Consider the following 12,703-nt stretch of genomic DNA (forward strand, 5'->3'; position numbering starts at 1 on the left):
GTGCGGATCGCGATCGTCGGCCCGACCCATCCGTACAAGGGGGGCGGGGCGCAGCACACCACCGAGCTGGCGCACCGGCTGGCGGGCCAGGGCCACGACGTGGTGATCGAGTCGTGGCGGGCCCAGTACCCGTCGTTCCTCTACCCCGGGCAGCAGACGATCTCCGAGCCCGAGGGCACGCCGTACCCGCGGACCGCGCGGCGGCTCGACTGGCGGCGGCCCGACGGGTGGTACGCGGCGGGACGCCGGTTGCGCACGGCCGACCTGGTGGTGCTGGCGGTGCTGAGCTCCGTCCAGGTTCCTCCGTACCTGGGGATCCTGTCCGGGATCGGGGGTCAGGCCCGGACGGTCGCGCTCTGCCACAACGTGCTGCCGCACGAGCGCAAGCCGTACGACCAGCCGCTGATGAGGGCGCTGCTGCGGCGGGCCGACGGCGTGCTGGCCCACTCCGAGCAGCAGGCCGAGCTGGCCAGGGGGCTCGCGCCGGGCAAGCCGGTCGGGGTGGCGGGGCTGCCGCCGCACCTGCCGTCCACGTCGGCCGAGAAGTCCGGCGGGGTGCGCCGGCGGTTGTTGTTCTTCGGGATGGTACGCCCGTACAAGGGGCTCGACCTGCTGCTGCGGGCGTTGCCCGAGGGCATCTCGCTGACCGTGGCGGGCGAGTTCTGGGGCGGCCTCGACGAGACGAAGGCGCTGATCGACGAGCTGGGCCTGGCCGGCAGGGTGGAGCTGCGGCCCGGGTACGTCCCCGCCGCCGACGTGCCGAAGCTGTTCGCCGCGGCCGACGCGCTGGTGCTTCCCTACCGGAGCGCCACCGCCAGCCAGAACGTCTGGCTCGGCCACGAGCACGGCGTGCCGGTGATCGCCACCCGGGTGGGCGCGCTGGCCGACCACGTGACCGACGGCGTCGACGGCCTGCTGGTCGAGCCGGGCGACGCCGGGGCGCTGCGCGCGGCGATCGAGCGCTTCTACGCCTCGGGCGAGCCGGAGAGGTTGCGGTCGGGGGTCAAGGCGGTCGATCCCGAGCCGTTCTGGGCCGCGTACGCGGGCGCGCTGCTCGCCCTCTGACGGCCCAGCAGGAACGCCGCCCCCGCGGCGACCGCGTCGGCCAGCGTGAACGCCAGCCGGGACACGATCGCCATCGCGATGGCCGGAGCGGTGCCGATGACCGGCCCGAGCACCAGCACGAGCGCGCCCTCCCGCACGCCCACCCCGGCGGGCACCACGAAGGCCAGGATGCCGGTGCACCAGGCGAACGCGTACGCGCCGGTCGCCACCAGGTAGAGGTCGGGGCGGCCGGACAGCAGCCAGGTGTGCAGGCCGTAGACGAACCAGCCGAGCGCCGTCCAGGCCACCGTGACGACGACCGTGCGGCCGGGCAGCACGCTCTCCAGCGGCTCCTTGCGGGCGACGCGCAGCGCCAGGTTGAGCCCCCAGGTGAGCACCCTGGGATGCAGGCACACGATGATCACCGGCACCAGCAGCACCACGTACCAGGCCCGGCGGACGGCCTCGTGCGAGCTCAGCGTGGCGGCGGCGATCGAGATGCCGACGCCCAGGTTGACCACCAGCCCGAGCGAGATCGTGGCGAACGTGCGCCGCGGCGGGCTCCCGTGGTCGCGCCCGAGGTCCATCATGGCCGCGTACGCCCACACCGCGCCCGGGATGTACTTGCCGAGCTGGCCCACGAACATGATCCGTCCGGCCACCCGCAGCGGCAGCCGCGTGCCGAGCCCCGCCATGATCTGCCGCCAGGCCGCCAGCATGCAGACCTGTCCGGCCAGCACCGCGCCGAACGCCCCGAGCACCGCCCACGGCGACAGCCTGGAGAGGGCCTGCGTGGTGTCGTGCCAGTTCCGCGCCAGGCCGTAGCCGAGGAAGGCGAGGGCGACCAGCGCGAGCAGGACGCGCAGCAGGCGGCGCAACATCAGCCCAGGCTACGCGGGAGCCCGGGGGAGAGCCAGCATGTGTGCCAGGTCAGCCTGCCGAGGCCCGCGGCGCGGGTACTGTTGGGCGACGTGGGCAAGCAACGGGTCGCGCAGCTCGAGTACTCCGAATTCCAGTCGGCCATGCTCGACGAGGACAAACGCCGCCGCAAGGCCGCGAAGATCATCGCCGTGCTGGAGCACTTCCAGGGGCCGCTCGGCGGGCTGACCGTGGGCGACGTCGGCTGCTCGGCCGGGTTCATCGCCGACGAGCTGGCCCAGGCCGGGGCCAAGCACACGCTGGGCATCGACATCGACGTGCCGGGGCTGCGCAAGGCCGCCGACCGGTTCGGCGAGCGGGTGGCGTTCGTCTGCGGCGACGGCACGGCGCTGCCCTTCCCCGACGGGTCGATCGACGTGCTGGTGTTCAACCACATCTACGAGCACGTGGTCGACCCCGACGCCGTGGTGGCCGAGATGCACCGCGTGCTGTCCGACACCGGGGTGCTCTACCTCGGGCTCGGCAACCGGCTCGGGGTCGTCGAGCCCCACTACAAGCTGCCGTTCCTGTCGTACCTGCCGCCCGCGCTGGCCGACCGTTACGTGCGCGCCTTCGGCCGGGCCGACCACTACTACGAGCGGTTCAGGACCCGGCGGGGGCTGCGCCGGATGCTGCGCGCCTTCCACGTCTGGGACTACACGTTCCCGGTGCTGGCCACGCCGACCAGGTTCGCCGGGTCGGAGCTGTTCCCCGGTCTGCCGGGCCGGCTGGTCAAGGCCGTGCTGGCCCGCGCGCCGCGCGAGGTGCTGCGGCTGCTGCTGCCCGTCGTGCCGACGTACCTGTGGGTGGCCACCAAGACCCCGCGCAGGCCCGCGGGGCCGGCGCTGCCGCAGCCGCCCGAGCGGGTCCTGCCGCTGTGAGCCTCGTGGACGAGACCGGCGCGAGCGCGATCCCCAAGCGGTCGCTGCCGCGCCGGCTGCTGCGCTTCGGCTTCCTCGCCGTCGCGCTCGCCTTCGGCGCGTGGGCGGTGGCCAGGCAGTGGGACGCCGTGGTCGCCGGGTTCGCCCGGCTGTCGTGGCCGGCGCTGGCCGGGTCGCTCGTCGCCGTGGTCGCCGCGCTGCTCGGGGCCATGCTCACCTGGCGCACGCTGCTGGCCGACCTGGGCTCGCCGCTGCCGCTGCGACCGGCCGCCAAGGTGTTCTTCGTCGGCCAGCTCGGCAAGTACATCCCCGGCGCGGTCTGGCCGGTGCTCGCCCAGATGGAGATGGGCCGCGACCTCGGCGTGCCGCGTCCGCGCAGCGCCGCGGCGTTCTTCCTGATGATGCCCGTCCAGATCGCCAGCGGTCTGCTGGTCACGCTGGTCACGCTCGGCTGGCACCGGTTCGGGTGGGTGCTGCTGTTCATCCCGCTGCTGCTGGTGCTGCTGGAGCCCAAGGTCGTCAACGGCGTGATCGGCTTCGGCCTGCGCAGGCTGAAGCGCGAGCCCCTGGAACGCCCGCTCACCCGGCGCGGCATGCTCACCGCGCTCGGCTGGGCGCTGGCCGGCTGGACGGCCTACGGCGTGCACTTCTACTTCGTCGCGCCGCAGGGCGGCCTGCTGTTCGCCGTCGGGGCCTTCGCGCTGTCGTGGTGCCTGGGCATCGTGACCTTCGTCGTGCCGGCCGGGGCCGGGGTGCGCGAGCTGGCGATGGTGGCGGTGCTCGCCCCCGTGCTCGACAGCGGCGCGGCCATCGCGGTGGCCCTCTGCTCCCGCATCGTCATCATCCTCGGTGACCTGATCTGCGCAGGTATGGCAGGAATTGCCGCACGTCGCGACTCGGTGTGATTTGGCCCACGATTTGGGGGAGGGTGGTCATAAGCTGAATCAAAGAGGGGGGACTTGCCAGGTCCCACGTCGATCTTGAGGGGAGAAGATCCACGTAATGCCTCGAGTGCTCGTCGATGCCGCCGCGGTCCCCGCCGACCGTGGTGCGTTGATCCGGTACGTGGACGGGCTCGTGGCCGCGCTCCACCAGGCAGGGACCGATCTGGTCGTGGTCTGCCAGCGTGCGGAAGCGGAAAGGTACCAGCGGCTGGCGCCTTCGGCCCGTGTCGTCCCCGGCCCCGTCGCCATCACCAACCGGGCCGCCCGGCTCGCCTGGGAGCAGACCGGCGTGCCGCTGCTCGCCCGCCAGACGGGGGCCGAGGTCATCCACGCCCCCTACTACTCCATGCCGCTGCGTTCCGGCCTGCCGACCGTCGTGACGGTGCACGACGTGACCTGGTTCACCGAACCCGAGCAGCACAGCCCGGCCAGGGCCGCGTTCTTCCGCTCGGCCACGCGGACCGCCGTCCGGCACGCGCAGCGCGTCATCGTGCCGTCCAAGGCGACCAGGGACGAGCTGGTCCGCGTGTTGTCGGCCGACCCCACCCGCATCGACGTCGCCTACCACGGCGTCGACCTCGCCCAGTTCCACCCGCCGAGCGAGGACGAGGTGCGCCGGGCGGCCATCAGGTGCGGGCTGCGCGGCCAGCCGTACGTGGCCTTCCTCGGCAACCTCGACCCCCGCAAGAACGTGCCCAACCTGATCCGCGGCTTCGCCGCCGCCGTCAAGCGGCTGGAGACGCCGCCCGCGCTGGTGCTCGGCGGCGGCGTGCACGAGGACGACGTCGACGCCGCCTGCCGCGAGGTCGAGGCCACCGTCCGGGTGATCAGGCCGGGATACCTGCGCGCGCCCGATCTGCCGGGGTTCCTGGGCGGTGCGCTCGTCGTGGCGTTCCCCTCCCGGGGCGAGGGCTTCGGCATGCCGGTGCTGGAGGCCATGGCCTGCGGCGCGGCCGTCCTCACCAGCCACCGCACCTCGCTGCCCGAGGTGGGCGGCGACGCCGTCGCCTACACTGAGCCGGACGCCGACAGCATCGCCGACGCCCTGGGCGAACTGCTCGCCTCCGCCGACCGGAGGCGGCAGTTGCAGGAGGCCGGGCGGGCGCGGGCACGCGAATTCACCTGGGAGGCCTCGGCGGAGGCGCATCTCAACTCTTATCAACGCGCAATCGAATAGTTCGCTACTCTCACGGAGTGATGGAGAGCTCTTTGCCAGACCTCGAGGCGATCCTCCTGGTCGGGGGGCAGGGCACACGCCTGCGTCCGCTGACACTGGGCACGCCCAAGCCGCTGCTGCCGACCGCCGGAGTGCCGTTCCTGGCCCACCAACTCGCCCGTGCCCGGTCCTTCGGCGTGCGCCGGATCGTGTTCGCGACCTCGTACAAGGCGGCGATGTTCGAGCCCGCCTTCGGTGACGGGTCGGCACTCGGGCTCTCGCTCGAATACATGACCGAGGAGACGCCGCTCGGCACCGGCGGGGCCATCCGCAACGCCGCCGAGGCGCTCACCGGCGGGCCCTCCGACCCGGTGCTCATCCTCAACGGCGACATCCTGTCCGGCCACGACATCGGCGACCAGGTGCGCACCCACTGCGAGCGCGGCGCCGCCGTGACGCTCCACCTGACGGAGGTGGACGACCCGACGCGGTTCGGCTGCGTGCCGACCGACGAGTCCGGACGGGTGACCGCGTTCCTGGAGAAGACCCCCAACCCGGTCACCAACCGCATCAACGCCGGCTGCTACGTCTTCACCCGCTCGGTGATCGACTCGATCCCGCGCGGCGAGGTCGTCTCCGTGGAGCGCGAGACGTTCCCCGGGCTGATCGACTCCGGCGAGCTGGTGCTGGGCTACGCCGACCGCACGTACTGGCTCGACGTGGGCACGCCGGCCGCGTTTGTGAAGGGCTCGCGCGACCTGGTGCTCGGGCGGCTCGACTCGCCGGCGCTGCCCGGCCCCCAGGGCGAGCACCTCGCCCTCGACGGGGCGAAGATCTCGGCCGAGGCCAAGGTCCAGGGCGGCACCGCCGTCGGCGCGCGGGCCGTCGTCGAGGCGGGTGCGTCCGTGGTGGGCTCGGTGTTGTGCGACGACAGCGTCGTCGAGGCGGGCGCCACGGTGAGCGACTCGGTCGTGGGCAAGGGCGCCCGGATCTGCGCCGGCACGGTCGTGCGCGACGCGGTGATCGGTGACGGCGCGGTGGTCGGGCCGGGCAACGAGCTGCAGGGCGGGGTGCGCGTCTGGCCGGGCGTCGAGCTGCCCGAGCGCGCGGTCCGCTACTCCAGCGACGTCTGACCCGCCCGCCGGGGCCGCGCGGGTGAGCGACCACCCGCCGCCGCGCGGCAGACTGGACATGTGATGGAACGCAGGTGGGAGCCCGACGGGCCGCTCGACGTGGAGCTGGCCCTCGGCCCCCACCGGCGCGGCACCGGCGATCCCGCCTGGCGCCGCACCTCCGACGGCTCGATCTGGCGCGCCTGCCGCACCCCCGACGGCCCGAGCACGCTGCGGGTGACCGTGACGGCCGCGGCCGTGCGGGCCCAGGCGTGGGGGCCGGGCGCCGGATGGTCGCTGGAGACCCTGCCCGCCCTGCTCGGCGCGCTCGACGACGTCTCCGGCTTCCGCGTCCGGCACGACGTGCTGGCGGACGTGGCGCGCAAGCACGCGGGGCTGCGCATCGGGCGTACCGGGCGGGTCATGGAGGCGCTGGTGCCCGCGGTGCTGGAGCAGAAGGTCGTCGGCCGGGAGGCGTGGCGGGCCTGGGGCTACCTGCTGCGCCACTACGGCGAGCCCGCCCCCGGTCCCGCCCCCGACGGCATGCGGGTGCCGCCCGAGCCGGTCGTGTGGCGGCAGATCCCGAGCTGGCACTGGCACCGGGCGGGCGCGGAGGCCGTCCGGGCCCGGACGATCGCCAACGCCGCCTGGCACGCCGCCAAGCTGGAGGCCGCGGCCACCACGGAGGAGCTCGACCGGCTGCTGCGGGCCCTGCCCGGCATCGGCGTCTGGACGTCGGCCGAGGTGCGCCAGCGGGTCTTCGGCGACGCCGACGCGGTGAGCGTGGGGGACTTCCACCTGGCCAAGCTGGTCGGCTACGCGCTGACCGGGGAGAAGACCGACGACCAGGGGATGATGCGGCTGCTGGAGCCGTACCGGGGGCATCGGCACCGGGCGACGGTGCTCGTCTGGCTCAGCGGTCTGCGACCGCCCGCGCGCGGGCCGCGGATGGCCGCGCGCGACTACCGCTCCTTCTGACATCCCGCCCTGAGTGCGCGTCACGAACTCAGGGGTGCGTACTGTGCCTCTATGAGTCTTGTCAGTGATTCCGCGCTTCGCCGTGCCCTCGCCCGTGCCCGTGACGGCAAGGCGCTCGACCTCACCGAGGCCGTCGTGCTGCTGCACGCGCGCGGCGAGCAGCTCGACGCGCTGCTCGACCACGCCTCCCGCGTGCGCGACGCCGGGCTGAAGGCCGCCGGCAGGGAAGGGGTGATCACCTACAGCAGGAAGGTGTTCATCCCGCTGACCAGGTTGTGCCGGGACCGTTGCGGCTACTGCACGTTCGCGACCGCGCCGCACAAGCTGGAGTCGGCCTTCCTGAGCCCGGACGAGGTGCTGGAGATCGCCCGGCAGGGCGCGGCGATGGGCTGCAAGGAGGCGCTGTTCACGCTGGGGGACCGGCCGGAGGACCGCTGGCACCAGGCCCGCGAGTGGCTGGACGCGCACGGCTATGACGACACGTTGTCCTACGTGCGAGCCATGGCCATCCTGGTGCTGGAGGAGACCGGGCTGCTGCCGCACCTCAACCCCGGCGTGCTGAGCTGGCGTGACCTGCAGCGGCTCAAGCCGGTCGCGCCGTCGATGGGCATGATGCTGGAGACCACCTCGCGGCGGCTGTTCGAGGAGAAGGGGCAGCCGCACCACGGCTCCCCCGACAAGGACCCGGCGGTACGGCTGCGCGTGCTGGAGGACGCCGGCCGCAGCAACGTGCCGTTCACGACCGGGATCCTCATCGGCATCGGCGAGACCGTCGAGGACCGGGCCGAGTCGATCTTCGCCGTCCGGAAGGTGGCCCGCGAGTACGGCGGCATCCAGGAGGTCATCGTCCAGAACTTCCGCGCCAAGCCGGACACGGCCATGCGCGGCCTGCCGGACGCCGACCTGCACGAGCTCGCGGCCACGATCGCCGTCGCGCGCCTGGTCCTCGGCCCCCGCGTACGCCTCCAGGCCCCGCCCAACCTGGTCGACTCCGAGTACGCGCTCATGATCCGCGCCGGCATCGACGACTGGGGCGGCGTCTCGCCCCTGACCCCCGACCACGTGAACCCGGAACGCCCCTGGCCGCAGATCGACGACCTGGCGGCGCGTACCGCCGAATCCGGCTTCGACCTGCGGGAACGCCTGACGATCTACCCCGAGTACGTGCGGGCCGGCGAGCCCTGGCTGGACCCGCGGCTGTTCGCGCACGTCGAGGCCCTGGCCGACCCCGGCACCGGGCTCGCCCGCGAGGACGCCGTGCCGCAGGGCCGTCCCTGGCAGGAGCCGGACGGCGGGTTCACCGCCGCCGGCCGGGTGGACCTGCACGTCGAGGTGGACACCACCGGCCGGGCGACCGACCGGCGCGACGACTTCGACCACGTCTACGGCGACTGGACGGCCCTGCGCGAACGCCTCGGCCCGATCGCCGCCTCGACGCCGAGCGACGTGCGCCAGGCGCTCCGGCGGGCCGAGGCCGACCCCGCCGGGCTGACCGACGCCGAGGCCGTCGCGCTGCTGGGCGCGGAGGGCGAGGCGCTGGACGAGCTGGCGGCCATCGCCGACGCGCTGCGCGCGCAGGCCGTCGGCGACGAGGTCACCTACGTCGTCAACCGGAACATCAACTTCACCAACGTCTGCTACACCGGCTGCCGCTTCTGCGCCTTCGCCCAGCGCAGGACCGACGCCGACGCGTACACGCTCAGCCTGGACCAGGTGGCCGACCGGGCCGAGGAGGCGTGGGCGGCGGGCGCGACCGAGGTGTGCATGCAGGGCGGCATCCATCCCGACCTGCCGGGAACCGCGTACTTCGACATCGCCAGGGCGGTCAAGGCCAGGACCCCCGGCATGCACGTGCACGCGTTCTCCCCGATGGAGGTCATCAACGGAGCTTCCCGGACGAACCTGTCTATACGCGACTGGCTGGAGGCCGCCAAGGAGGCCGGGGTGGACTCGCTGCCCGGCACGGCGGCCGAGATCCTCGACGACGACGTGCGCTGGGTGCTGACCAAGGGCAAGCTGCCGGCCAAGGAATGGATCGAGGTCATCACCACGGCCCACGAGGTCGGCATCCCGACGACGTCCACGATGATGTACGGCCACGTGGACCACCACCTGCACTGGGTCAGGCACATCAAGCTGATCAGGCGGCTGCAGGAGCAGACCGGCGGCTTCTCGGAGTTCGTGCTGCTGCCGTTCGTGCACACCAGCGCCCCGATCTACCTGGCCGGCATCGCCCGGCCCGGCCCCACCGCCCAGGAGAACCGCGCGGTGCACGCCCTGGCCAGGATCCTGCTGCACGGCGCGATCTCCAACATCCAGTGCTCGTGGGTCAAGCTCCAGGACGACCTGTGCCGCCAGGTGCTCCGGGGCGGCGTGAACGACCTCGGCGGCACCCTCATGGAGGAGACGATCAGCCGGATGGCGGGCTCGGAGAACGGCTCGTACAAGACGATCAGCGAGCTGCGCGAGATGGTCGAGGTCACCGGCCGGCCGGTACGCCAGCGCACCACCGAGTACGGCAGCCCCACGGCCGAACGGCTGGCCGCCGCGCAGGCGAGCGACGGGGTGTGCCAGAGCGTGAGAAGAATCTTGCCGATGGCATAGTTGTAACAAGTTCTAACAAGGGTTGCGCCCGGTATGGGAGGCACTGGAAGAATCATCACTCCACTGGAGAGAGGTTCATCGTGCGGTTGGGTCGACACCGTGCCGCGCTGCCTCCCGTGCAGCGACGCAGGAAGGCGCTCCAACGGGGCATGCTGGCCGGCCTCGCCGCCGTGGCCGTCGCCGCCGGCAGCCTGTACGTGGTGCTCGGCGGCGGTCCCGCCCTGTGCGTGTCACGAGATCCTGTTCTGGTCAGCGTGGCCGCCGCCGTGGACGTGGCGCCGGCGGTCATGGAGGCCGCCGGGCGCTTCAACGAGACCAGGGCGTCGGTCGGCGGGCGGTGCGTGCTGGTCCAGGTGACCGAGCAGCCGTCGGCCACCGTGCTGCGCACGCTGATCGGCGACCGGGCCGGCGTGCTGCGCGAACGTCCCGACGGCTGGATCGCCGACTCCTCGGCCTGGATCAGGCTGGCCCGCAGCCAGGGCGCGAGCTCGCTGCCCGCGGGGGAGACCGTGGTGGCCACCTCGCCGCTGGTGTTCGCCACGCGCTCGTCGCTGGCCCGGCGCTTCTCGGTCGGCGGGACCGAGATGAACTGGCGGATGGTCTTCCCGCCGACCGTGCGCGGGCGGCTGACGCCCAGCTCGGGCGAGCCCGACGTCGTACGGGTGCCCGACCCGTCCCTGGTGGGCGCGGGGATCGCGACCGTGGCCGCGGCCAGGGACGTCGTGGGCACCGGGCCGGCCGCCGACAAGGCGCTGACGGCGTTCGTCCGCTGGGCGCAGGCCGGGTCGGCGCCCGACTACCGCAGCATGCTGGACGCCGTGGACGACCGCGGGTTCTGGCAGCGGCCGGTGGTCATCGTCCCCGAGCAGTCGGTGTGGAACCACAACCGGGTGCCCTCGCCCGACCCGGTCGTCGCGCTGCACCCGCGCGAGGGCACGATCGACCTCGACTATCCCTACGTCGTCACGGCGGCCGATCCCGACGTCGCGGAGGCGTCCACCGCCTTCGCCGACTGGCTGAAGGGCGGCCAGGCCCAGGAGATCGTCCGGCGGGCCGGGTTCAGGTCGGGCGACGGCCGGCTGGGGCCGCTCCCGCCGGGGCCGCAGCTGCCGTCGGAGGCGCCGAAGACCAGGCCGTCGGTGTCGCAGCAGGACATCGACGAGGCGCTGCGCGCCTGGAGCAGGCTGGCGCCGCCGACCAACATCCTCGTGCTGGCCGACACCTCCAAACACATGGCCGAGCCGCTGAACGGCAGCACGAAGGTGCGCATCGCGCTGGCCGCGGCCAAGATCGGGCTGCAGCTCTTCCCGAACTCCACGCACATGGGCATGTGGGAGTTCGCCGACAAGGTGGGGAACCTCCGCGGCTACCGGCAGCGGGTCAGCCTCGGCCCGATCAGTGAGCCGGAGTCGGGCCAGGTGCTGCGGCGCAGCGTCCTCGACGAGCTGACCGGCACGATCGCCCCCCACCCCGACCTGGACAGCTCGCTCTACGACGCGATGCTGGCCGGGTTCCGCAGGATGAGCGGCGACTACCGCGACGACATGAACAACACGCTGCTGGTGATCACCGCCGGCAAGGACGACGGCAAGGGGGTCAAGCTCCCGCGGCTTCTCGACGCCCTGCGGAAGGAGTGGGACCCGGACAAGCCCGTCCAGATCGTCATCATCGCGTTCGGCAAGGACGTGGACCGCGGCAGCCTGTCGCAGATCGCGGCGGCCACGAACGGCTCGCTGCACGAGGCGCAGGAGCCCGGGGAGATCATCGACGTCTTCCTCGGCGCGCTGGCCCGCAGACTCTGCCATCCCACCTGCAAGCCGGCCGCCTGAGGGGATGCCGGTCGCCCGGCATCCCCTCGGCCTACATCTGGTGCACGGTGGCGTTCTCGCCGCGGTGGGTGAAGCGGGACACGAGCTTGTCCAGCGACCACGCGCCGCTGCCGAGCAGCGCCAGCATCAGGAACGACCACGAGAACATGGCCGCGGTCTCGCCCCCGTTCTGCAACGGGAACAGACCCTTGGGCAGGTGGACGGTGAAGTAGGCGTAGGCCATCGTGCCCGAGCAGAGCAGGGCGGCGACGCGGGTGGCGAGCCCGATGAGGACGAGGCCGCCCGCGCCGAGCTCGATCACCCCCGCCCACCAGTCGGGCCATTGGCCTACGGACGGGGTCGTTCCGCCGTACGGGCCGCCGAGTACGCCGAACAGAGTGGCGGCCCCGTGGCAGGCGAACAGCAGGCCCACCACGATGCGGAACAGCGACAGCGCGGCGTCACGAAGCTTGGTCATCGGCCTGTCCGGACCCTCAGATCCGCTGCCAGAGCGCCGGGACGTTCGGCGGCTCCCAGCCCGCGATGGCCGTGTGGGGCTGCAGGCACCGGTAGGAGGCGCCGTTGTAGGTGACCGTGCTGCCCGTGGTGTAGGCCGTGCCGGCCTTCCAGGTGCCCGAGGCCGTCGTGGTCGGCGTCGGGGTCGGGGTCGGGGTGGGCGTGGGGGTCACGGTCGGGGTGGGGGTGGGGGTCGGCTGGCCGCCGCCGCCGATCTGCAGGTCGATGCAGGAGTAGAAGGCGTTGGAGGTGTCGGAGATGTTCCAGATCGCCAGCACCTTCTGGCGGCCGGAGTAGCCGGAGAGGTTGACGGTGTGGGAGATCGTCGACGGCGGTTGCTGGCCGTTGCCGTTGAAGACCGCGACCCGGGTGCCGCCGATGTAGTACTCGTAGTTGAGCGTGGCGTGCCTGGCGGTGAACGTCCAGGTGAAGGTCACCGAGTTGCCCACCGAGGTGGCCGGCCACGGCTTGCTCTCGTCGCTGAGCTGAGCGAACTGCCCAAGATTGGCGTTGCAGCTCCGCAGGCCCTTCGGGCCCTCCACGCTCTGCGGCTCGTACACGATCTGGCCGCAGTCGGGCACCTTGCCCTGGGCGCAGAACGCCTGCCTGCTGGGCGGCGAGTTCACATAACCGTGGGCGAACGCGGGAGAGGTGTTGAACACCGCCGTGGCGATGGTGATCACCGCCACGGCGACTAACGTGAGAGTCCTTCGCATTGAAGTGGCTCCTTTACATGGGGGGA

Annotated in this window: 11 protein-coding genes; 8 read left to right on the top strand and 3 right to left on the bottom strand. The window is 72.6% G+C overall.

From position 1 onward, the window contains the following. Positions 1 to 1,065: a glycosyltransferase family 4 protein gene (locus tag ACIBQ6_RS25470; RefSeq protein WP_397214873.1), complete on the top strand. Its 1,065-nt coding sequence runs from the start codon at positions 1 to 3 to the stop codon at positions 1,063 to 1,065. On the opposite strand, the gene ACIBQ6_RS25475 is transcribed toward ACIBQ6_RS25470, so the two are convergent. Next, positions 966 to 1,925 (bottom strand): YbhN family protein, encoded by a 960-nt coding sequence (locus tag ACIBQ6_RS25475; RefSeq protein WP_397214875.1) that lies wholly within the window; start codon positions 1,923 to 1,925, stop codon positions 966 to 968. The two genes, ACIBQ6_RS25470 and ACIBQ6_RS25475, sit on opposite strands and share 100 nt — an antisense overlap. Before the next feature lie 90 nt (positions 1,926 to 2,015). On the opposite strand from ACIBQ6_RS25475, the gene ACIBQ6_RS25480 reads away from it, so the two are divergent. From ACIBQ6_RS25480 to ACIBQ6_RS25510, 7 genes are all read left to right on the top strand, one after another. Then, the gene (locus ACIBQ6_RS25480; RefSeq protein ID WP_358282616.1) at positions 2,016 to 2,843 is read left to right on the top strand and encodes a class I SAM-dependent methyltransferase; all 828 of its coding nucleotides are present in this window, start codon (positions 2,016 to 2,018) and stop codon (positions 2,841 to 2,843) included. Then, positions 2,840 to 3,748 carry a lysylphosphatidylglycerol synthase domain-containing protein gene (locus ACIBQ6_RS25485; RefSeq protein ID WP_352349216.1) on the top strand — a complete coding sequence of 303 codons (909 nt, stop codon included), beginning with the start codon at positions 2,840 to 2,842 and terminating at the stop codon, positions 3,746 to 3,748. The genes ACIBQ6_RS25480 and ACIBQ6_RS25485 overlap by 4 nt, the downstream gene beginning before the upstream one ends. 97 nt (positions 3,749 to 3,845) lie before the next feature. Beyond that, the gene (locus tag ACIBQ6_RS25490) at positions 3,846 to 4,964 is read left to right on the top strand and encodes a glycosyltransferase family 1 protein (protein WP_358282620.1); all 1,119 of its coding nucleotides are present in this window, start codon (positions 3,846 to 3,848) and stop codon (positions 4,962 to 4,964) included. Positions 4,965 to 4,984: 20 nt separating this feature from the next. Beyond that, positions 4,985 to 6,076, top strand: a complete 1,092-nt coding sequence (locus ACIBQ6_RS25495; protein ID WP_358282622.1) for an NDP-sugar synthase — start codon at positions 4,985 to 4,987, stop codon at positions 6,074 to 6,076. A gap of 63 nt (positions 6,077 to 6,139) precedes the next feature. Then, positions 6,140 to 7,033: a DNA-3-methyladenine glycosylase family protein gene (locus ACIBQ6_RS25500; RefSeq protein WP_397215365.1), complete on the top strand. Its 894-nt coding sequence runs from the start codon at positions 6,140 to 6,142 to the stop codon at positions 7,031 to 7,033. A gap of 51 nt (positions 7,034 to 7,084) precedes the next feature. Continuing rightward, entirely contained in the window at positions 7,085 to 9,637 is a 2,553-nt protein-coding gene (locus tag ACIBQ6_RS25505) for a bifunctional FO biosynthesis protein CofGH (protein WP_397214877.1), read from the top strand. Between the two features lie 116 nt (positions 9,638 to 9,753). Further along, complete coding sequence (locus tag ACIBQ6_RS25510) at positions 9,754 to 11,466, top strand: substrate-binding and VWA domain-containing protein (RefSeq protein WP_397214879.1); 1,713 nt, start codon at positions 9,754 to 9,756, stop codon at positions 11,464 to 11,466. Between the two features lie 31 nt (positions 11,467 to 11,497). Here ACIBQ6_RS25510 and ACIBQ6_RS25515 read toward each other — a convergent pair whose 3' ends face one another. Then, positions 11,498 to 11,923: a DoxX family protein gene (locus ACIBQ6_RS25515; RefSeq protein WP_358282726.1), complete on the bottom strand. Its 426-nt coding sequence runs from the start codon at positions 11,921 to 11,923 to the stop codon at positions 11,498 to 11,500. 16 nt (positions 11,924 to 11,939) lie between these two features. Further along, positions 11,940 to 12,677: a lytic polysaccharide monooxygenase gene (locus ACIBQ6_RS25520; RefSeq protein ID WP_397214881.1), complete on the bottom strand. Its 738-nt coding sequence runs from the start codon at positions 12,675 to 12,677 to the stop codon at positions 11,940 to 11,942. Between the last annotated feature and the right edge of the window lie 26 nt (positions 12,678 to 12,703).

It is taken from the genome of Nonomuraea sp. NPDC049655 (assembly GCF_044465465.1).
Taxonomy (GTDB): Bacteria; Actinomycetota; Actinomycetes; order Streptosporangiales; family Streptosporangiaceae; genus Nonomuraea.